The following is a 21,178-nucleotide window of genomic DNA, read 5'->3' as shown; positions in this document are numbered from 1 at the left end:
CCCCTCTCCCCGCCTCGGCATGGAGGGGCACAGTCCTGTGTGCATTGAGGGGCACAGGACCGTGTGCATTGAACAGACGGACCACGCGCGGGCAGGAGCCGCATGCCCAGGCGTCGTGCGCTCCGACGCCGCGCCTGCTCGCACCGCAGGCGGATCCGCAGTCGGTCGGGCAGGGAAGCAGATCGCGGCGCGAAAGGACAGCGGGTCGTAGGACACTGGGATCATGCATGGAGCACACCCGTCCAGTCCCGAAGTATCGGCCCGAATGAGCCGGCAGGCCAGCCGGGACACTGGTACCGAACGGGCAGTGCGGCAGCTGCTCCATGCCTCCGGATACCGCTACCGGATCCACTATCCGGTGCCGGGCATGCCCAGACGGAAGATCGACATCGCGTTCACACGAGCCAGGTTGGCCATCCTCATCGACGGCTGCTTCTGGCACAGCTGCCCTGAGCATGCCACCAGCCCCAAGGCGAACGCGGAATGGTGGCGGCAGAAGCTCCACCGCAACACCGAACGGGACCAGGAGACGAACGCGCAGCTGGAGGCCGAAGGCTGGGTAGTACTGCGCTTCTGGGAGCACGAATCACCGGACACCGTCATGCGGCAGGTGGCGGCAGCTGTCGACCGGGAGAAGGCCGACAGAAGGAGACGACGCCGAGGGGGCGACAGCCGATGAGCGAACTGGGATTCGTCGATCTGTGCACGGGAGCAGGTGGACTGGCTTTAGGGCTGGAACAGGCGGGCTTCGCACCCGTGCTGCTCCTGGACGAGAAGTCCGTGGCCTGCGACACACTGCGCATGAACCGACCGGCGTGGCAGGTTCTCCAAGCGGATCTGCTGGATTTCTCCCCTTCGCGGCACCAGGAGATCTACGACGTCGATCTGTTGTCGGCCGGGCTGCCCCGTGTGAAATCCAGCGCGACTGTCGCCCGGACCGAGACCGAGGCGGAACTGCGTTTGCTGGAGGCAACCATCTATCTGGCGCACGCCGTCCAGCCCCGAGCGCTGCTCATCGAGAACGTACCGGGGCTGGCGGAATCGCCCGACTACGGGCCGATACGGGACTTCATCCACAAGGAACTCGATCACCTCGGCTACCGCTTCCGGTGGTTCGTCCTGAACGCAGCCGATTTCGGTGTGCCGCAGGAACGGAAGCAAGGGGTGCTCGTCGCATTCAAGAAGCGCTACTTCGACGCGTTCCGCCCACCGGAGCCGACAGTGCGCGAGCACCTGTCCGTGGGGCGAGCTCTCCGCCGATCCATGGCCATGGGTGGCTGGCGGGATGCCGACCGATGGGCAGCACAGGCGATCAGCGTGGCACCGACTCTCGTCGGTGGCTCGGACAGGCGAGGAGGCGCAGATCTGGGGCCGACAGGGACGAAGAAGGCGTGGGCACGCATGGGCGTCGACGGCGGCACCGTGGCCGACAAGGTTCCAGGTCCGGAGTTCGCCTGGGCACCGGAGACAGGCCGGTACGGGATGGTCAGGATCACGACGGAACAGGCCGCACTCCTACAGGGCTTCCCGTCCGATTGGGGATTCGCAGGGAAGAAGACGGCCCGCTACCGCCAGATCGGTCACGCTTCACCACCGCCGGTGGGCAAGGCGCTCGGGCTGGCGATCCGAGCCGCGCTCGAGGCGCCCGCGGACCCGGTCGCCGGCTACACTTCAACCCCATGAACAACCCGGGAACGCATGCTCACCATCTCGACGATGTACGCATTTTGGACCTTTTCGCAGGTCCTGGCGGACTCGACGTGGCGGCGCACTTCCTGGGCTTCAAGAGCCTCGGGATCGAATGGGACAGGAACGCGTGCGAGACGCGTTACGCAGCAGGGCTGCCGACGATTCACGCAGATGTGAGCGTCATGCGTGAGACCCGCTTCGACGAAATCCCCAAATCGGTCGACGTGCTCGCCGGGGGGCCACCCTGTCAGTCCTTCTCCGTCGCCGGCAACGGCGCGGGACGGCGAGCGCTGGACACAGTGGAGAAATTCATCCACCGCCTTGTCGACGGAGAGGGCGAAGCCAGTATCGACGAGGATCTGCATTCTCTCGGCGACCCACGTACTGCCTTGGTCCTCGAGCCCCTCCGCTGGCTCATCAAAGCGATCGAAACCGAAGGGCGCAATCCGTACAAGGTGATCGTCCTGGAGCAGGTCCCCGAGGTCCTGCCTCTCTGGGAGGTCTATGCGAAGCTCCTGCGGGGCGGCGAAGGGCGACTCGCAGGCGTCAAGTACGAAGCGGAATGCTGGAAGTTGAAGACTGAACAGTTCGGAGTGCCGCAGACACGCACACGCGCCGTACTCGTCGCCCGACTACCGGGCGAGGGAGCCATCGAACCGCTCGAAGCGACCCACCTGCCCTTCAACCTGAACCGCGGGAAACGCAGTGCGGACCAAGCAGATATGTTCTCGACTGATTTCACGATCTCCGGGGTCAAGCAGCACTGGATCTCCATGGCGGAGGCGCTCGATGCGGCGAGCAAGCTGAAGGACTCCCCGGTGGATGCATCCCGGCTCCGAACGGGAAGTGAAATGAAGTTCTTCATCGTGTCGAATTACGGGTCCGGAGGCGACCCGAAGAAACGAGGTCGCCGCCAGTCCTCGGAGCCGGCCTTCACCGTCACCGGCAAGATCTCTCGCAACAAGATCTACAAGAGCCTCGATGACCATGAAACCGACCGGTTCCACCGCTTCACCATTCCTGAATCCGGAGTCCTCCAAAGCTTTCCGCACAACTTCCCGTGGTCCGGGAACGATCAAGCCCAACAGGTCGGCAATGCCGTACCTCCGCGACTGGGCATGCACGTATTGAGCAGGGCGTTGCGGGGAGACAACCCTTCGGACGAGGAGTTGACGGCCTCGAGCACATGGCCGAGCGTGTCCCGAGCCACCTCGGATGAACTGCGTCGTCTGGGCTGCGGTGATCAGGGTCAATGCCCCCCGGAATCACACAAGATCAGTCCCCTTCGCCGGAAGTCCGCCCCCTGACCTGCGCGTCCGCGAACAGTTCCGCGAAGTGACCCACCAGTCGCTCAACCGACTCGATCGGGGCTCGCTGCTCCTCCGGGCCTTCGGGCAGGTTGCTCCTGGGCGACGGAAGGGCTGACTCGGCGGCGGCGATCCAGTCCCGCAGCGGCTCTCCGTCACGTCCCACATCCGGGGCTATGACGTCGTACATCAGAGTCGCTGCGGCGGCGTTGATCGCGGGCGTCATGGCGTTCACTTCGCGGCCGGTCCGAACGGTCCCTCGCTCCATCATCCTGACGAGAGCGAGAGCGGTGGGGCGGTGGTCGATGACATCCAGCCGCAGAGCGGAGTTGAGCATGTCCTGGTTGCCGCAAGCCACGACGACGGGGCGGTAGTCCGGGCCGTCGCGGAAGAGTTCGGCCGCCCACCAGAGCCGAGCGAACGTCTGCTTGTATTGCGGACCGACGAATCTGTCCCGTGCAACTCGTCCAGGCGAACCATCCGCCTTCGGTTCGGACAGGTGTCGCCAGACGACGTAGTCCGGGGCCACCCCGAGGGCCATGTACGTCCAGAACTCCTTGTCGGCCGCTTCCTGACGAGTCAACCGAAGCGTCTCGTGCAGACGCGGCGCCAGCCACGCGTCCGCCGCCGTGGGACGTCCGTCGTGGAACCTGGTCATGGTGTCGTCGATCAGATCTCGTACCCGGCCCAACCGTAGCCGTGCCTCGTCGCCGGGCAAGGTGTCGGCGGACTTGTTCAGCGCGATGGAAGGGACGTCCTCGCTTCCTTCCAGCAGCCCTGAGGAGATGTACTCGGCAGCCTTCAGGTCGGAGATCAGAGCAAGCCGCTCCGGCAGGTACTCCGGGCGATGAGTCACGCGTGGGTCCCCTGGTCGATTCGTTCGATGTCACGGACGGCGCCGGCCAAGGTTTGGGCAACCTCGGCACGACGGGCGGCCGCGTACTGAATGCGTGCTTGGAGGTCGGTCCAGCTCCCCTCCCCGGTACGGCGGCTGTGCACCTCTCGGAGAGCGTTCTCCTCCGACTGTCCGGGAACGACGTCCGGGAGCATCTCCCGGAGCACCGCGCCCCGCCAGTCAGGCGGGAAGAGCGGGGTTCCGTCATCCTCGATCTCCAAATCGCCGATGGCGGTGTGGAAGACCGCTGTCCACACTTCGGAGGACATCTGGGCCAGGAGCGTCTCGCGCAGGATGCCCTTCACCGTGGAGCCCTGGCTTTCCACCAGGGCTACAAGCCCCTCGAAATCCGAGTTCAGGCGGACGGTCGGCATCCGCCCGGCGGTGTCCAAGATCCAGGGGGCGCCCTGGAAACTCCGCAACCGTTCGCCACCACGGGTGAAGCTGACCGTGTTGACATCGAGTTCGCGATTTCTGAGCGGCTCTTCGGCCGTCACGTCGATCATCCACTCCTGGTCCGGATCGGTCGAGGCGATGATCCGCCCCTCTACGCCACCGACCGTGGCCACCACGTGCACAGCGAGGGAGGCACGATCCAGATGATCGTGCCGGTTCAGCTCGATCTCCCCCGTCCAGTCCTTGCCACCTTCCGGACCGGGCACCAACCGCGCGACAGTGCGAGCATTCGTCGCACCCTCCGTCAGAACCGCGACAACCGCGACATCGGACCAGTGGCCCTTCTTCTCGATCTCAGAAGCCGGTACGGTCGCTTTCAGAGCAAGCCGCGCACTCTGCCACTCTGTGCGCTCGGCCATTCCGAGCGCCACCACCCGCTCGACAACCGAGCAGGCCTTGGCATCCAACTGCTCTCGGGCATCGCCCGGGCCGCGCAGCCGCACGCCCCCAATCCGAGCCGTCACCGCCCCGGTCAGACGGTGATACGGGTATGCCCTCACGCGGCACCTCCCTTGCTCTCGTGCAGTTCGACGAAAAGACCGGTCAGCGCGGCTCGCACCGGATGTGTGGAGACGTCGGTGACGCCTCGGAAGACGGCACGGCGGGCACCTGGCGGAAAATGCAGAATCCCGTCGGCCAGTTCACAGTTCGCGACAGCGACGAGTTCGGCCCACTTGACCACTGGACGAGGACCGGATCGGACATCCAGCTTGGCGACAGGACTCATACGCCAGGGCCCTCCATCGGGCGACACCTTGACCTCGGCGGTGATCTCCCACGCACCGGAGGGGCCGATCACTGCCTCCAGATCGTCCAGTTTCGGAGGTGTCACCGTCCCTCTGATCTTGGCAGCGGGCCTACCCGAGATCGGGAGCCGCTTGCGCACCTTGCCCACGCCGCTCGGCTTCTTCTCCTTGGGGAGCGCGACAAGTTCGTGCACCGCCTTGTTGGTCTCCGACGTCAGCATCGCAATCCGTCGATGGGCCGAGGGCGAATAGCGCATCCGCAATTCTTCTGTCTGGCCCCACTTGTTGTGCTCCGGGGGCTCGGAGGATCGCAGAAACTCCTCTGCCTCGGCTGCGAATGGCGCGTCGTCTCCCGCCGCACGGCCCGCGAGCAGAACCGCCTGGAACGGATTGGTCGACGTAGGGAGGCCGGGCACCCAGCTGGTCTTGACCGTCATGCGATTTCCACGCATCGCAGTCACCCGATTGATCTTGCCATCGGCATCAGTGGCCTCGGTGACCAGCAGGACCGCACGATGCTCGCCGTCCGTACCGGCAAGGCCGTCCCTCGCGGGAACCTTCAACGGCACAGTGATCCGCGCCACCTGCCCGGCCTGGGTGAGGCGGTCCACCGTTGTCCCACTCAGAAATGCCTGAAGAGCGCGCGATCGAGCGGGCTGGTGCACGTGTGGCTCGACGCGCTCGTCCTCAATGATCTCCACGCCATTGCGCAGCGTGCGCACCGATGCCTCAAGCAACGGCTGGTGATCTCCACCTCCCGTCATCGCAGCCCAGAAATTGCGGCCGAGAGCGCGAACCAGCCTCTGGTGCATGCGCTCCAGGCTGTCTTCGTCGTCACCCGGATCGCCTTCTTGGTCCAGTCCGGCCTCGACGAGACTGGCCACGTCGTGCGCTCCGACGATCAAAAACGATGTTCCGGGATCATCGCTGTCCCGGGTGAGATGCAGGTTCTCGACCGTCGCTTCGTCAGCCCACCAGGAGCGGACCACCTCCGCATTGTCCGCCTCCGCGTCCGGCCTGCCCAGCCAAGCGGGACCGGCGAATCGCCGGCCGTCCACCTCTCGCCAGGGCAGATCGAGCCGTCCGATCAGCCGCCGCCGAGTGCGTCCCTCGTGTGGCTCGGAGAGCGTGGAATTCATGAGGACGAGACCCAGCCGGCTGGTCGCCCACAGCGTGGCCTTTCCGAGGCCGTAGGAACCGCCGGCCGACACGTCCGACTTGCGGCTGTCGAGTTGGCGGCGCACCACGGCCGCGAAGCGGCCGTCCTCGTAGTCGTCACCGGTCAGCCCATTGGCGTTGTAGTCGTCGACGCGAAGAAGGATCAAGCGATCCCGTTCGAGCATCTCCCGCAGGCCGGCGCCGATGACACGTCCCACCTTCTGGTCCTGCGCGGCGGCGGCCTGGTAGTGCGAGTGAAGATCGTGCCAGCTGATCGCGGCGAGGAACCGGGCAAGACGGTCACCCGTCAGTTCATGCAGGGTGTAGCGAACCCTGACCGGCTCGCCGTTTCTCCTGTCGCGCTCGTCCAGACTGTTCTGGGTGGCCTCACGGGCCAGGACCTCCAGGTCGGCCTCGAAAGCGAAGGCCGCCGCGTTGCCGAACTCCCGGCCGCCGTCGTCGTGTCCGGGACGGTGGTACCACACCGCCGCTGTCCTACCGGCCTCCCGCTCATCCGACGGCCCCCCGGACTCCGGTGTCAGACCCTCGACAGCCAGGATCTCGCGCACCATGGCCATGTGCTCCGGGCGCGGCTTCGAACGGTCATCGAGCCACGCTTCGACGGCCGCCGGAGTCACCCCCAACCGGTCCGCCAGTTGGCGCGCATCCATCCCCTTTTCCCTCATCCGCCCGGCCAGCCAGCGACCGAGTTCCGTTTCCTGCGAGGTCACCGTTCCCTCTCTCCTGTCTGAACTGCCTTCCGCCCGCGGCGTGCCGGCACTCCCGTTCGACATCGACGCACCGGCCTCCTTGCGCTTCCGCTCTTCCAGGCCTCCACGACGCGTCATCGCTTCAGCGACCTTTCGAGCGGCCTGCGAGCGCCTGCGTTCCGCGTGGGCGTTGTCAGGTTCCAGCCCCAGGTGAATCCTCAAATCCGTCAGCGCATTCTTCTCGATCTGCCGGATGCGTTCACGCGTAACGCCGAATCGCGCCCCGATTCGATCCAACGTCCATGGTTCGCCGTCGATGAAGCCGAACCGCAACAGAACGATTTCCCGAACTCTGTCCGTGAAGGAGCACGAGGCGAAGAACTGGAACATCTCCTGGCGCTCAAAGGTGGATCGCAGCGCCTGTTCCGGTCCCGGTACAGGACGAACCGTGTCGACGACCAGGTCTCCGAGGGTCGTGTTCTCGCCGACCAGTTGCTCGAGCGACAGGAGCGCCCGGTGTAACAGCCGCATGTACTCCATCACCTTTGCGGGACTGAGCTCGCATGCCAGAGCCAGGTCGTCGACGTTGGGATTCTTCCCTCGGTCAAGAAACTCCCGCTCCTTCTTCCGCAGCCTCTCCACGTCGGTCCACACATGTACCGGGAGCCGAATGGCAGACCCCTCGTTGATCACCGCGCGACTGATGTGCTGTCGAATCCACCAAGTGGCGTAGGTCGAGAACTTGCACCCCATGGAGACATCGAACTTCTCCACCGCACGCATGAGCCCGATCATCCCGTGCTGAGCGAGGTCCTCGTGCATGGGGCCGCCTGCCCATCCCAGTCCGTGCAGGATCTTGAGAACGAGAAGCCGATTGTGGACAACCATCGCGGAGAAAGCCTGATACGCCTCGCCGCTCCGCGGAAGCGCCGCAACGTACCCGTCGGGCAACGGCTCCGCCGGTCCTTCCGCTCCCCGGAACAAGAGGCAGAGCCCCACCTCCTCCTCGGCACTCAGCAGATATCGGTGCGGGGCGCCGCGACGCCTGTCGGCGACGAGTACCTCACGGGCGCTGCGCCGCGCCGCTTCCATGTCATACACACGGACCGTCCCTCGAAGGGACTCGAGATCCGGAGCATCCTCCTCCGCAGAGTCCAGATCATCGAAGGTGAGGGCTTCGTCTGGACCCGAACCATCATCGGGGGCCGCCCTCCACCGAGCATCGGCCTCCTCGTCGGCAACTTCCGCCGCGATCACGGCCTCGTACAGAGACTGCGTCTCCTGCTCGTCGAGACGCGCGGCCCTCTTCACCTGCCGCAAAGCCGTACGGCGCTCAAGTCCTTCTGCGCTGAATCGCCGTATGAGGCGGACGAGCAGATCCCGTCCGGCGACGTTCATCCCCCAGCCGGACGCACCACCCCGTTCCGCCGCCATCACGCCCCCCGCGATCCGTCTCCGCTCCCCATAGTTCATCATCCATCCGGCCGTCGCGGCCAGTTCCCGATGACGGGGGCAGGTGTCCTGATGATCCATCACTCGGTATTTTTGAAACCGAGTTGGCGTGACCATGGGGAGAGTCGATGCGCATCATTCCGAGCGAGATCTCGAGCAGCACCAGGAGCCAGGCAGAGCGCAGCGTGTTCGCGGCGCTCAAGGCGATTCCGGATGACAAGAGCGTCGCGCTGCACACGGTTCATCTCCCCCGCCACCACAAGAAGCGCGTCGGCGAGATCGACTTCGTCGTCTTCATGCCTTGCCTCCTGCTCTTCATCGAGGTCAAGGGTGGCGGGGTCCGTCAACGTGACGGGAAGTGGTACTACGGTCCGCCCGACCGCGAGGACGGCCCGAAGGAGAGCCCTTTCGCGCAGGCCAGCGGCAACATGCATGAGTTCGAACGTGCGCTCGGTGAACAGATCGGCAACCTGAGGGACCACGGTGTCCCCAGCGGATACCTTGTGATCACCACGGATGTCGACATCCAACGCACGACCGAGTTCCAGGCCGAGCAATATCTCGGCGCCACCGCGTATGCCGGTGGACGGGGCCTGGCACAAGGCATCGAACGCGCCACGCGCTTCTGGCTCACGCGGAACAAGTGGGCCCGAACTCCCGTCTCAGCCTCCCTCCGCGAGAAGATGGTCAACAGCGTCCGCCCGAACTTCGACCGCGTACCCAATCTGCAGTCCCGGCTGTCCCACCTCGATGTCGCCTTCGAGCGCCTCACGAATGAACAGTTGGACAGGCTGGACGAATTGGAGTCCAATCCACGTCTCATCTGGACCGGTGGAGCGGGCACCGGCAAGACGTTCCTGGCGGCCGAGGCGGCCCGTCGAAGGTCTGCCCACGGCAGCGTCCTGTTCACGTGCGCGAGCGCCACCCTGGCGACCCATATGGAGCGCATACTCGACGACGACGCGATCACCGTCCTGCCTTTCGACCGCCTCGATGAGGTTCGGGGTCGCTTGTTCGACCACCTGATCGTGGATGAGGCGCAGGATCTGATGACGCTCGAGAGTCTCGACACCCTGGAGGCTCTGGTTCCGAGTGGCCTCGCCGAGGGGCGATGGATCTTCATGCTGGATCAGAACAACCAGCTGCTGAATCCGGATACCTACGATCCGGATGCTTGGCAGTATCTGCAGTCGTTGGGCCTGGTGTACGGGCCCATGAGGCGTAACTGCCGCAATACAGTGCAGATCGTCAACCAGGTTCATCTCTACACGGGTGCCGACCTGGGAGTCGCCTCCGCCGGTGAGGGCGAGCCGGTCCGCTTCGCAGACGTGCGCGATGCCCAGGACGAGGTCGCCGCCCTCGACGCCTATGTGAATGAACTGGTGCAGGGGGGAGTCTCAGCTCGAGACATCACCCTTCTCTCCGCCACCGGGGACTGGGACAGCAGCTCGGCCCGTCTGTCACAGCGGGCCTCCAAGATCGAGCGGTTTACCGAGGTCGTCGGCACCGACTACACGAAGCGGCGTCCCAACTGGTCGTCCATTGCGGACTTCAAGGGCCACGAGAACCACGTCGTGTGTCTGATCGACCTCGAGCCCGGACACCTCGAGGACGGCCTCGACGCGCTCTACGTCGCCTGGACCAGGGCTCGCGCCCAGCTCTGGGTCGCCTGCCGGCCCGGTACCCGCCAGAAGTTGAAGGATCTGGGCATGGCCGTACTGAAGCGGGAGGGGCATCTCAAGTGAACGACACCGTATCGCCGCTCTCCAAGCACCGCGACGGATTCGTTGCGTACCTCCGCAGGCAGTTGGTCGGCCCGGCATACACCGAGGACGAGACGCTCGTCGACCCGCCCGATCGGCGTTACCTGATGGGCACCTTGTATCCGCGTGGTGCGTCCCTGCTGGAGCACGCACAGGACGATGGCGAACAGGAACTCGACGAGACCGCGGCCGGAAACGGTGAGGAGGACACCTTCGCCGACGATCCCGTGGCCGAGGCCAACGCGTGGCTTCCGTCATCGCTCGGCTTCTCCTTCTTCACCGATGCCCGGAGCATCGAGGTGACGTGCGAAGCGTCTCGATACGTCACACAACGCGAGGGGGGTCGCCGCAGTTGGCAACGCCAACCTCGGCTCTCCACGATGTCCACCGTGACCACGGAGCAGAGGTCCCCGATCCCCGTTCTGGACGGGCACGGTCGTCTCCACGTTCGTTGGCGTCCCTTCGCGGCGGGCCATCTCGTCACCTGCGTACTTGCCAATGCGCACGACGAGGAGGAGAGCGCCCACAAGGAGCGGGACCTGATGCTCTTCCAGGTCGGCGTTGCGGCAAGGACGATCGAGGGCCGGATCCTCGAGTATCCGAACAGCCGCCTCAACAGTCGGGACGAGGAGGAGCAGGAGCTACGCGTCCAATACCGGGCCATCGTGACGAGAGCCGTCGGTCACGGATGCGCCGTCGAATGGGACGACGGGCACGACCAGGACGAGGTCACCACCGTCCGAGCACAGGTCATGCCGCAGCAGATGGTGGCGCACATCAAACCGGATGGGCCCAAGGACCTGCCGGTACTCAACCTCGAGCACCTGTCACGGCCGGAGTTCTCGGCAGACGACCTCCGCCGAGAGCTGCAGGCGTTCGTCTCGGGGTATCGCGAGTGGTTCGATGTCCAGCAGGCTCAGCAGAAGGATCTGCCGACCTGGGCCGCAGCGCCTGCGGAACAGATTCTCAACCGCATCAAGACCGCGCTCTGCCGCATGGAGTCAGGCGTGGAGGTGCTCACCGCGCCGACCTCATCAGGGGAGGCCGCGCGTATCGCCTTCCAACTGGCCAATCGAGCCATGGCGCTCCAGATGCTCCACAGCAGTCCGGATATGGCGGGCCGCCGGCGCCGCAGGAACAGCGATGTCGTGGAACTGAGGGAGCCCAGGTCCGACTACGCCTGGCACCCGTTCCAGCTCGCCTACTTCCTGCTCGTAGTCGAGGGCTTGATGAACCCCGAGCACGAGGATCGGAAGACGGTCGACCTCATCTGGTTCCCCACAGGTGGAGGTAAGACGGAGGCCTACCTGCTCACCGCCTGCTTCGAGATCCTCTGGCGGCGCCTGCGGTTCGGTGCCGCAGGCGGCGGCACGGCCGTTCTGAGCCGATATACGCTGAGTCTGCTCACCACACAGCAATTCCAGCGCACGGCGACGGCCATCTGCGCCTTGGAGTACATCAGGCGAGGTGATGATGGGGCATTGCCCCACGATCTGGGACAGGAACCCATCTCCATCGGTCTGTGGGTGGGCAAGGAGACGACACCGAACAAGATCTCCGATGCGGAGGACGAGCTCGCCACTCTGAAGCAGATGAGCGAGCCAGACGATCGATTCCTCTTGGAACGCTGCCCGTGGTGTGGAACCGAGATCGTTCCGGAACGACACGGCCATGACAGGGACTTCGGCATCCGGGCGGACGGCGTCAGCACGTCGTTCTTCTGTCCGCGTGAGAGGTGTCGATTCCACGAACGGCTCCCGGTCTCCGTGGTGGACGAACAGATCTATGAGGAACCCCCGACGTTCCTCCTCGGGACCGTGGACAAGTTCGCGCGCCTCGCGTGGGAGCCGAAGGCGGGCAGCCTCTTCGGGAAAGACGGCAGGCGCGCACCCTCCCTGGTCATTCAGGACGAGTTGCATCTGCTCGCAGGTCCCCTGGGCACGACGGTCGGCTTGTACGAGTCCGCCATCCTCGAACTCTGCGCGTGGCGAGGCACCGCCCCGAAGGTCATCGCGTCGACAGCGACCATCCGACGGTCCCAGGACCAGATCCGGGGCCTCTACGGTCGGCCCGCGCAACTCTTCCCCCCGCCCGGGCTCACGGCGGGACAGTCCTACTTCGCCTCGCCGGACAAAGAGAAGCCCGGACGCCTGTACGTGGGCGTCATGGCTCAGGGGCACACCGCCTCGACCTCGACGGTCCATGTGGGTGCCGCAGCCCTGCAGGCACCGATGGACATCTGTGACGAGGAGGCCCTGCGCGACGCATACTGGACCACGGTCGCCTACCACAACAGCCTTCGTGAACTGGGTCGAACCGTAACGATCGCCAGGGACGACATTCCTGCGCGTCTCGAGCATCTGACGAAGGACGCCAACCGACGGCGCGAGCTCGACGAAGATTCGGTGGTCGAGCTCACCAGCAACATCCCACGCGCCGCACAACCACGCCTGCTCGAACGCCTGGGCAAGAGCTTCAAGGAGCGCGGCAGCGTCTCGTTCCTCGCCACGACCAACATGCTGTCCGTCGGGGTCGACGTGAAGCGGCTCGGCCTCATGGTCATGAACGGGCAGCCCAAGACCACATCCGAATACATCCAGGCGACCAGCCGCGTCGGCCGTAGTGATGTACCGGGTCTGATCATCACGCTCTTCCGCTCGACCAAACCGCGAGACCGTTCCCATTACGAGTCGTTCGGTGTCTATCACCGCGCGCTCTACCGGCATGTGGAACCCACCAGCGTCACCCCGTGGTCCTTGCCTTCTCGCAACCGCGCGCTGCACGCGGTGCTCGTCATCCTCGTGCGACACGGACTCGGGCTGAACGCGGAGGACAGCGCGGGAGACATCCTCGATCATGCAGAAGGAGTCGCGCGGATCCGTGACCTCATCGTGCACCACGTGCGACAAGCCGACCCGGAGGAAGCCGAAGCCGCGGCCGAGAGACTCGACCATCTGATCGAGACCTGGCAGCAAGAAGCCCAGTCCATGCGTGGCCAGGGTGGCAGCCTCTACTACCGACCCCAAGGGCGCTCGTACACGGCGCTCCTCACCGACTTCGGCAAGCAGGGCGGTGTATGGGAGACGCCACAGTCGATGCGCAATGTCGATCGTGAGTGCTTCGTCCGGGTGAAGGGAACCTGAAAGCAGTGAAGGATATTCGCCGCAAGGTCCGCAGAGCACAGACCATCGTTCCCTTCGGCGTCGGGGGAATTCTCGACATCCGAGGTGAATCATTCGTTGCCGCCGATATCCGGAGCTGGGCAGCGAGCGCCGAACGGGTTGAATCACCTCGGCTCGCGCAGAAACTGGGGGTCCAGGAATTCCGAGCGGCACCTGTTATCCCCTCCGGCAAGGCCGCCTTTGCAAGCCGCATCGGACCCACCTATGTCCGGTTTCCCAAGTGGCTCTTCTGCCCTCGGTGCAGGAACATGCTGCTCTGGCACCCCGGTCGCGAGGTGCGGGACGGACAGCCTGCCTGCGGGCGTTGTTCGGAACGGCCACAACTGGCACCGATGCGCTTCATCCAGCTGTGCAAAGCAGGCCATATGGCCGACATCGACTGGCATCGATGGGCCCATTCCAGGAGCGAAGAACATTCCCAGCGGCAATGCCAGGCTCAACGACTCCGCTTCCTCGCCAGTCCGGATTCGTCCGGACTGGAGGCCCTGCGCGTCGTTTGCGCCATCTGCCCGGCGGGGCGAAGTCTGGCGGGGATCAGTCAGAAGAATATCCTGGCACAGACCGGTCTTTCATGCCCCGGAACTCACCCATGGGACTCGGAGTCCGATGAGGCCGACCCCTGCGAGGAGAAGCCTCGAGCAGTACAGCGCGGCGCCTCCAATGTATACTTTCCAATCACACACTCCGCGATCGACATTCCCGCGCCCGAAGGTCTGTCCGAGGATGACGAAACCGCCCAGAAGATCGTCAACAATCCTCTCTGGCCACACTTCAAAGACGCGGACGGTGGGCCGGTATCCGACAACTTGAAGGCCGCGATCGCCCTCCAGTGCGACGTCCCGGAGGCGTTCGTGGAAGTAGTGCGACGTCGGCATTTTGATGAGGTCGCAACGGTGTCATATCCCGCCGACTTCGACCATGACCTCAGCATCGCCGAATGGGCTGCCTTCTCCGAACCGGAATCGGTCACCAACTCGAAGACATTCTTCGTGCGCCGTGCCGACCTGGGGATCGGGCCCGACGATCCGGAATCCCTGCGGAAGCTGCAAGCCGGCTTCTCGGCAGTCGTCGTCGCGGACCGAGTACGTGAAGTGCGGGCGCTCGAAGGGTTCTCGCGGTACGAGCCCGTCTCCGGTGACGGCGAAGAAGAGCAAGGCGGCCGTTTCGTGTCGGTCAATACGCACCGCCGAGCCTCATGGCTGCCCGCAGTCGAGACCTACGGTGAAGGCATCTTCATCGCCGTCGACGAGGAACGCGTAAGCGCTTGGGAGGAACTTCCGTCGGTGCGTGATTGGACCCGAAGCATCGAGACCAATCTGGGCGCCTCTTTCAAGGCCGACCGGCTGAGAGGCAAGTCGGGCCCGAATCTCCTGCCGCGCTTCGTGATGCTTCACACCCTGGCACATCACTTCATCCGTCAACTCTCCTATGACAGCGGGTACAACGCGGCATCCCTACGAGAACGCGTCTACGCCCGAAGCCACGCTCCGGGTCTCGATCTGGCACCCCAGGCCGGCGTGTTCATCTACACCGCCGCCGGTGATGCCGAAGGAACCCTCGGCGGACTCGTCCGCCAAGGGCAGCCGCCGAACCTGGCGGAGACTCTCATCAGGCTGCTCGAATCGGCACAGTGGTGCTCGCAGGACCCCCTGTGCGCCGACTCCACCGGCAGGTCTCTGGCAAACCTCAACCGTGCCGCCTGCCACGCGTGCACGCTGCTTCCGGAGACTTGCTGCGAGATCGACAATTCCCTCTTGGACAGAACGCTGTTGATCGGTGAAGGCGATGTCCCGGGGTTCTTTCGGGACGTCCTCCAGGCCGCCCTGGAGGAGTCGGCCGGAGCCGTCGATCCGTCATGAGAATCCCTTCATTCCTCGATCTCGAGATCGAGCAACACGCCGTCGTGGACCTCCCTTTCCACGGAAGCCACGTCATCATCGGAACACCTGGCTCCGGAAAGACCGTGATGGCCGTCTATCGCGCCTGGTCGCTGGCGACCGCCGGCCGTGACGTCACCCTTCTCACCCGCTCCCATCTCCTGCATCAGTACCTCGCACAGATGGCACCGGACCTCACGGAAGCTCTCCACACCACGACCTACCACCGGTGGATCCGGGACTTCTGGCGCGGGCACTTCCGGACCGCCCCCCCACACATCGACGATGAGGGATGGTGCTACGACTGGGCCGATATGCAGAGAGACTGCGTTCTTCGCGAGGTCAGATCCACCGCATCCCTCGTGATCGACGAAGGGCAGAATCTGCCTGTCGGCTTCTATCAGCTCTGCCGCCTGCTAGGTGTCGGCGTCACGGTCTTCGCAGACGAGGCCCAGCGGATCGGCGACGAGGAGAGTACCGTATCCGAGATATCCCGATGCCTCGGAGTGCATGCGAATCCGCTCGCGCTGTGGGGGAATCGCCGGAACAGCCGGGAAATCGCGATGCTGGCATCGGAGTTCCTAACACGGAACCAGTCCGAGATGCCTGTCCCGACTCGCACCGGCAGTACCCCCACCGTCCTGAAGGTGCCTTCCTTGGAGTACCTCCTCACTGGAATCTCTCGGTACTTCAGCGCGCATCCGGAGCGGAGCATCGGAATCGTGTGCCGGTCGACTCGCTTGGTGCGGTATGTACAGAGCGGGCTGACTCGATTGGGGCTATCCCAATACACACAGGCCTATGTGTACGACGACCGTTACCGGAATGCCGTCGACTTCTCGACCCGCCCCATCCGGATCGTGAACACGGCGAGTATGAAGGGCTTGGAGTTCGACAGCGTCTTCGTCCCGGACATGGACGCGTACACGGAGGACCCGACTGGAGTGGACGCGCGTCTTCGTCTCTTCGTGCTGTGTACGCGCGCTCGCGAGGACCTCCACTTCGCCCACCGCGGGCCTCGCGAGCCCGCCATCCTGTCCAGCATCCCGGAGTCGTTGTTGGCCCGGCACGTCGGCTGATCTCGCAGCGCGCCGACGATACGGCCGTACGGCTGTACACCGTCGCCGCCCGTACATGACTCGAAGTATCCCGGCGCAGCCATGTCGGGCCCCCCGGCCTCGTACCCGAATGGAGCTGAGGTCCAGCTCACCTGGGAGTTCTGGTGTCCGCGCCCGGCGTCACGGGGTGCTGCGTAAGGTCAAGGCAACGACGAGCGGGAGGTATGGGGATGGCTGGTGTTCCGGCGGGTGTGGTGGCCGCGGGTGGGTTGGTCGGCGGGTACGGGGTGGCCCGGTGGACCAAGCGGCGGCCGCTGGGTGGCGTGGCATTGGCCGCCGCCGGGGCCGCGGCCGCGCGGGGGTGGCGGGAGAAGGCCGGGAACGGGACGGCGGCGGCGCTGAGCGGGATGTACGTCGCGGCGTTCGCCGGGTCGCATCCCCTGGCCAAGAGGATCGGGGCCTGGCCGTCGGTGTTCGCCGTCGCGGGTGGGGTCGCCCTCGCCTCCTGGGCCCTCGCCGATCGGCGTTCGTAGAGGTCTCATCGCCGGCCGCGGCGGGCGGAGTCGGTTTCCGCCCGCCGCGTTCGCGGCTCAGGCCGAGGCGCTGGTGAGGAGGTCCAGCTCCGGCTGGGTCAGCTGGAGGTCCGCCGCCGCGAGGAGGGGCGGGAGTTGGGCGAGGCTGCGGGCGCTGGCGATCGGGGCGACGACCGTGGGCCGGGTGGAGAGCCAGGCGAGGGCGACCGTGGCGGGTTCGGCTCCGTGGTGCGCGGCCACCTCGTCGAGGGCCGCGAGGACCTTCCGGCCGCGCTCGGTCTCCAGGTGTGCGGCCGCACGCGGGGAGCGCGCGCTGTCGACCGCGGTGCCGGGGCGGTACTTGCCGGTGAGGAAGCCCGCGGCGAGCGCGAAGTAGGGGACGGTCGCCAGACCGTGCCGGATCGCCACATCGGCCGGCGGGCCCTCGAAGGTGTCGCGTGAGACCAGGTTGTAGTGGGGCTGGAGGGCGGCGTAGCGCGCCAGGCCCTCCTGGGTGGTGAAGGTCAGGAAGGAGTCGAGCCGTTCGGCGCTGATGTTGGACGCGCCGAGCTCGCGCACCTTCCCCTCCTTGACCAGTGCGTCCAGGGTGGTGGCGATCTCCTCCACCGCCACCGACTCATCGTCGTAGTGGGTGTAGTAGAGATCGATGTAGTCGGTGCGCAGCCGCCGCAGGGAGTCCTCGATCCCGGCCCGTATGGTGGCCGGGGAGAGTCCTCGGCGCTCCGGGGAGCCGCCGACCTTGGTGGCGAGGACGATGTCGGAGCGGTTGCCGCGGGAGGCGAACCAGTTGCCGAGGACGGTCTCGGACTCGCCGCCCTGGTTGCCGGGCACCCACGCCGAGTAGACGTCGGCCGTGTCGATGAAGTTGCCGCCGGCGGCGGCGTAGGCGTCGAGCACCCGGAAGGACTCGGTCTCGTCCGCGGTCCAGCCGAAGACGTTCCCGCCGAGGGAGAGCGGGGAGACGGAGAGATCGCCGATCTTCTGCTTGTTGTCAGCCATGCGTTACTCCAACGCACCGGTGAGTGACCTTGTTCCGGGGCGGGCGGCCGCCCCCGCACGCACACTTCCGGACGCGAACCGACGGCCCTGGCGTCAAGGGGGGAGAGAGCGCCAGGGCCGCCGGAGTATGCGGATATCAGGAGTGCGTGGATATCAGGAGTGCGTGGGCATCAGGGGTGCGTGCGCATCAGGGGTTCTGTCCGTGCTCGCGCAGCCACGGCATCGGGTCGATCGGGGAGCCGCCCCCGGGTCGCACCTCGAGGTGGAGGTGGGGACCGGTCACATTGCCGGTGGCGCCGACGCGGCCGATCACATCGCCGGTGGTCACCTTGCCCGAGGTGACGACCATGGACGACAGGTGGCAGTACCAGACCTCGGTGCCGTCATCCAGCTTGAGCACGATGCGGTAGCCGTACGAACCGGCCCAGCCGGCCTGGGTGATGGTGCCGCCGTGGACCGCCTTGACGGGCGTACCGGTCGGGGCGGCGAAGTCCTGTCCGGTGTGGTCGGCGGACCACATGTCGCCGGCCTGGCCGAAGCCCGCGGTCAGGGTGTACGAGGCGACGGGGAGGGTGTACGCGGCGGCCAGCTTGGCGCGGCGCTCGGCCTCGGCCTTGCGCTCGGCGGCCTCCTTGGCCTTCCGCTCGGCTTCCTTCTTCTTGGCCGCGGCCTCCGCCTTGCGCTCGGCCACCTCGTCGGCGACCTCGTCCGCGGCCTTCTGGGCTGCGGCCTCGGCGGCGGCGGTGCGCTTCTCCTCGTCGGCGGAGTTCTGCTGGTTCTCGGCCTGCTGGAGGATGCGGGCGCGCAGCGCCTCACCGGCGTCGGTGGTGCCGCTCGCCTCGTCCTGGGTGGTCAGCCCGGCCTGGGAGAGGGGGGCCGCGTCGGTGGTCGCGGAGCCGTCGTCGTCGGAGATCAGCGAGCCGATACCGGGGATGTTCCCGGCGTCGGGGAGCCGGTCCTTGACCTCGTCGGCGACGTGGGCGAGGTCGGGCATGGAAATCGGGGCCGCCGGACGGTCCTTGGCGCTGGCCATCCCGCCCGCGCCGACCGCGGCGATGACACCGACGCCGAGCACGGCGCCGCTGCGCGCCATCGTGCCGCCCCGCTGCTTCACCACGCGGTGCCGACCGCGTACGGAGATGGACTCCTCCGTGGGGTTCCACTCTTCCCAGGTCTCGCTGTCGGGCCCCGGGCCCGCCGGGCCCTCTGCGCCGTTCACCGCGTACTCCCCCTGGTCGGCGGCGAAGCCCGCCTCCTCGGCGAAGCCCCCTTCAGTGGCGAATCCGCCACCGGACCTCACGCTTCCACTCGCGTCGAAACCGGGGCCATAGGCGGTGGCGGTGCCGGAACCGACGCCCGATGCGCGGTATGGAGCCTCGTCCAGGACAGACCTGTTGGACGCCACTGGGGCGCACTCCTTTCCTTCCCTCTCGCCTACCGGGTTAGCTGACGGGTTCGGAGCAGGAAGGTCTCCTACGGGTCAGGTTCGACCCGATTCACCCCAAGGTGGTGGTTCCCCGGTTCCCTTGGTGCTGTTGTGGTGCAGTGCTACTGCTGCCGCTGTGCGTTACGGGATTCGGCGACGGCGCACGGTGCCGCCCTTGCGACGGTTGTGACGACCGCGCTGCGTTATCGAACGTTAATAGAGAGCGCTATGTGATTCCAAGCTGTTCTGAGGAATCAGCACAGCTTTGGTCTGAACTTAGCCACCAATTCTGGACATACAGGGGCGAGTTACCCTCCAGGGAAAGGGTGTGCAAAACCCTGGAACCGCTGATCGTGCATCAATTGTTATGCGTAGGGAGCATGGTCAACTACGGTCCGTGGCCGGGGTCCTTCACGAGTCCCTCACCATTGCCGTGACCACCGCTACCGCGGCCGTCGGCGCCACCGCCGTTGCCGTTGCCGTTGCCGCGGTGGCGCAGTGCGAGCAGCGCCATGTCGTCCGACGTCCCGCCGCCGGTGTGCAGCTCGACATCGGCCACCAGCGCGTCCAGCAGCTCGCCCGGGCCGTCGAAGCGGCGACCGCGCAGCCGGTCCTCGGGGTCGTAGAACACGCCCTCCCGGTCGCGCGCCTCCGTCACCCCGTCCGTGAAGAGCAGCAGGGTCGCGCCCTCGGTGAAGCGCAGCTCCGTCACCCGGTCCGGCCAGCCGCCCAGTTCCCCCATCCCCAGCGGCAGCGCCGACGCCTCCGGGTCGACCCGGCGCACCGTGCAGCCGCCCCGGTCCGTCCGGCCGCCGTCGGCCCCCTCCAGCAGCAGCGGTGGCGGATGGCCGCGGTTGATCACCCGGAGGGTCGAGTCCCCGCGCGGGATCTCGGCCAGGACGGCCGTGGTGAACCCCTCGAACCCCTCGAGGTCCGCCCGCCGCGCGCCCTCGCGCTGCAACGCCCGCTCCAGCCGCCCCGCCAGCCCCTCCAGCGTCGTCTCCTGCTCCGCGGCCTCCCGGAAGGAACCGATGAGGATCGCGACCGTCTCGACGGCCTGGAGCCCCTTGCCGCGGACGTCGCCGACGACCAGCCGGACGCCGTGCGGGGTGTCCTGCACCGCGTACAGGTCACCGCCGATCGCGGCGTACCGCTCGGCCGCCACATAGCGCGCCGCGACGTCCAGCCCGGCCAGCCGGGCGGGCGGTACGGGCAGGACGGCCCGCTGGGCCGCCTCGGCCACGCCGCGCGCCGAGGCCAGCCGGCGGTCGCTGCGCCGCACCAGGCGGTTGATCAGGAGCGCCAGCAGGGTGACGGTGGCGACGGTGATGATCTCGGACAGGGCCTGGCTTGGGTCCTTCACACCGTGGAACTCGGCCAGTGTGACCGCCGCGGCGAGCGCGAGGACCGCCGTGAGGACGGTCTCCCACAGCCCGAAGAGCGGAGCGGCGACCAGCGGGGCGGCGGAGAGGAAGGGACCCGCGGTGTAGTTGGCCGGGGAACCGAGGTCGAAGATGATCCCGCCGACGATCAGCAGCCCGGGAACCCAGCGCACCAGCCGCCGGCCCAGGACCACCCTGGACGGCTCATCGGCCGACGCGCCGCCCGCGGTGGCCCCGGTGGGCCCGTTGGCGGCGCTGGTGTCGACGAGCATGTGGAGGCGGCTCCGGGGGCGCGAACGGGACCGGGACAGGCGCCCCGAGGTCGCCCCCTGCTCCGTACGGGCGCTCGTACGAGCCCCGTTCCCTCGCACCCGCACCGGTCTCTCTCGCTTTCGCTGGTCCGCAGCCGGAGCGTCCGGTCCTCGCGGCCGCCGTCCGTCACTCCAGGCTTCCGGCTGACGGGCCACTGGGCGAGTCGGTGTCGTCCATGTGGGTGGGCGAGCGGCGGACCGGTCCACGGGCGGTCCGGACGGTCCGGGCGGCCT

The 21,178-nt window shown here is 66.4% G+C and carries 14 protein-coding genes and 1 riboswitch; of the genes, 8 read left to right on the top strand and 6 right to left on the bottom strand.

Translation table 11 applies throughout. The features are described 5' to 3' along the window. Positions 1-223: 223 nt before the first annotated feature. Genes AC07FT_RS15220 through AC07FT_RS15210 form a run of 3 tightly spaced genes read left to right on the top strand, consistent with a single transcriptional unit; the run spans position 224 to position 2,996 of the window. Entirely contained in the window at positions 224-679 is a 456-nt protein-coding gene (locus AC07FT_RS15220) for a very short patch repair endonuclease (RefSeq protein ID WP_479176610.1), read from the top strand. Further along, complete coding sequence (locus AC07FT_RS15215; protein ID WP_479176609.1) at positions 676-1,683, top strand: DNA cytosine methyltransferase; 1,008 nt, start codon at positions 676-678, stop codon at positions 1,681-1,683. Before AC07FT_RS15220 ends, AC07FT_RS15215 begins: the two co-directional genes overlap by 4 nt. After that, entirely contained in the window at positions 1,680-2,996 is a 1,317-nt protein-coding gene (locus AC07FT_RS15210) for a DNA cytosine methyltransferase (RefSeq protein WP_479176608.1), read from the top strand. Before AC07FT_RS15215 ends, AC07FT_RS15210 begins: the two co-directional genes overlap by 4 nt. Here the strand turns inward: AC07FT_RS15210 and AC07FT_RS15205 are convergent. Genes AC07FT_RS15205 through AC07FT_RS15195 form a run of 3 tightly spaced genes read right to left on the bottom strand, consistent with a single transcriptional unit; the run spans position 2,965 to position 8,494 of the window. After that, the gene (locus AC07FT_RS15205; RefSeq protein WP_479176607.1) at positions 2,965-3,852 is read right to left on the bottom strand and encodes a DUF6339 family protein; all 888 of its coding nucleotides are present in this window, start codon (positions 3,850-3,852) and stop codon (positions 2,965-2,967) included. The genes AC07FT_RS15210 and AC07FT_RS15205 overlap by 32 nt on opposite strands. Then, entirely contained in the window at positions 3,849-4,790 is a 942-nt protein-coding gene (locus tag AC07FT_RS15200; RefSeq protein ID WP_479176606.1) for a hypothetical protein, read from the bottom strand. Before AC07FT_RS15200 ends, AC07FT_RS15205 begins: the two co-directional genes overlap by 4 nt. A gap of 53 nt (positions 4,791-4,843) precedes the next feature. Continuing rightward, a complete protein-coding gene (locus tag AC07FT_RS15195; RefSeq protein ID WP_479176605.1) occupies positions 4,844-8,494 on the bottom strand; it encodes a sigma-70 family RNA polymerase sigma factor in 3,651 nt (1,216 codons plus the stop codon). Positions 8,495-8,541: 47 nt separating this feature from the next. On the opposite strand from AC07FT_RS15195, the gene AC07FT_RS15190 reads away from it, so the two are divergent. The 5 genes from AC07FT_RS15190 to AC07FT_RS15170 all read left to right on the top strand — a co-directional run bounded on the left by AC07FT_RS15190 (position 8,542) and on the right by AC07FT_RS15170 (position 16,826). Beyond that, entirely contained in the window at positions 8,542-10,158 is a 1,617-nt protein-coding gene (locus AC07FT_RS15190; protein WP_479176604.1) for a nuclease-related domain-containing DEAD/DEAH box helicase, read from the top strand. Then, a complete protein-coding gene (locus AC07FT_RS15185; protein ID WP_479176603.1) occupies positions 10,155-13,319 on the top strand; it encodes a helicase-related protein in 3,165 nt (1,054 codons plus the stop codon). Before AC07FT_RS15190 ends, AC07FT_RS15185 begins: the two co-directional genes overlap by 4 nt. A 5-nt stretch (positions 13,320-13,324) precedes the next feature. Next, positions 13,325-15,217 (top strand): DrmB family protein, encoded by a 1,893-nt coding sequence (gene drmB, locus AC07FT_RS15180; protein WP_479176602.1) that lies wholly within the window; start codon positions 13,325-13,327, stop codon positions 15,215-15,217. Then, the gene (locus tag AC07FT_RS15175; protein ID WP_479176601.1) at positions 15,214-16,314 is read left to right on the top strand and encodes a DEAD/DEAH box helicase; all 1,101 of its coding nucleotides are present in this window, start codon (positions 15,214-15,216) and stop codon (positions 16,312-16,314) included. Before drmB ends, AC07FT_RS15175 begins: the two co-directional genes overlap by 4 nt. A 209-nt stretch (positions 16,315-16,523) precedes the next feature. Continuing rightward, positions 16,524-16,826, top strand: coding sequence for a hypothetical protein (locus AC07FT_RS15170; protein ID WP_479176600.1), 303 nt, complete (start codon positions 16,524-16,526; stop codon positions 16,824-16,826). Between the two features lie 57 nt (positions 16,827-16,883). Here AC07FT_RS15170 and AC07FT_RS15165 read toward each other — a convergent pair whose 3' ends face one another. The 3 genes from AC07FT_RS15165 to AC07FT_RS15155 form a co-directional block, all read right to left on the bottom strand. Next, positions 16,884-17,825: an aldo/keto reductase gene (locus AC07FT_RS15165; protein ID WP_479176599.1), complete on the bottom strand. Its 942-nt coding sequence runs from the start codon at positions 17,823-17,825 to the stop codon at positions 16,884-16,886. Between the two features lie 187 nt (positions 17,826-18,012). Continuing rightward, a complete protein-coding gene (locus tag AC07FT_RS15160; RefSeq protein ID WP_479176598.1) occupies positions 18,013-19,230 on the bottom strand; it encodes a M23 family metallopeptidase in 1,218 nt (405 codons plus the stop codon). A gap of 11 nt (positions 19,231-19,241) precedes the next feature. After that, positions 19,242-19,378, bottom strand: a riboswitch (cyclic di-AMP (ydaO/yuaA leader). Positions 19,379-19,639: 261 nt separating this feature from the next. Next, a complete protein-coding gene (locus AC07FT_RS15155; protein ID WP_479176597.1) occupies positions 19,640-20,905 on the bottom strand; it encodes a PP2C family protein-serine/threonine phosphatase in 1,266 nt (421 codons plus the stop codon). Positions 20,906-21,178 lie beyond the last annotated feature (273 nt).

The sequence above is a fragment of the Streptomyces sp. NPDC045899 genome, assembly GCF_056431485.1.
This window is presented reverse-complemented; position numbering and strand designations above follow the sequence as displayed.

Excerpts from the sequence above, each read along its gene's own strand:
- AC07FT_RS15220 (WP_479176610.1), top strand. The coding sequence starts at position 224 with ATGCATGGAGCACACCCGTCCAGTCCCGAAGTATCGGCCCGAATGAGC.
- AC07FT_RS15170 (WP_479176600.1), top strand. The coding sequence starts at position 16,524 with ATGGCTGGTGTTCCGGCGGGTGTGGTGGCCGCGGGTGGGTTGGTCGGC.
- AC07FT_RS15175 (WP_479176601.1), top strand. The coding sequence starts at position 15,214 with ATGAGAATCCCTTCATTCCTCGATCTCGAGATCGAGCAACACGCCGTC.
- AC07FT_RS15195 (WP_479176605.1), bottom strand. The coding sequence starts at position 8,494 with ATGGATCATCAGGACACCTGCCCCCGTCATCGGGAACTGGCCGCGACG.
- AC07FT_RS15215 (WP_479176609.1), top strand. The coding sequence starts at position 676 with ATGAGCGAACTGGGATTCGTCGATCTGTGCACGGGAGCAGGTGGACTG.
- AC07FT_RS15210 (WP_479176608.1), top strand. The coding sequence starts at position 1,680 with ATGAACAACCCGGGAACGCATGCTCACCATCTCGACGATGTACGCATT.
- AC07FT_RS15165 (WP_479176599.1), bottom strand. The coding sequence starts at position 17,825 with ATGGCTGACAACAAGCAGAAGATCGGCGATCTCTCCGTCTCCCCGCTC.
- AC07FT_RS15190 (WP_479176604.1), top strand. The coding sequence starts at position 8,542 with ATGCGCATCATTCCGAGCGAGATCTCGAGCAGCACCAGGAGCCAGGCA.
- AC07FT_RS15155 (WP_479176597.1), bottom strand. The coding sequence starts at position 20,905 with ATGCTCGTCGACACCAGCGCCGCCAACGGGCCCACCGGGGCCACCGCG.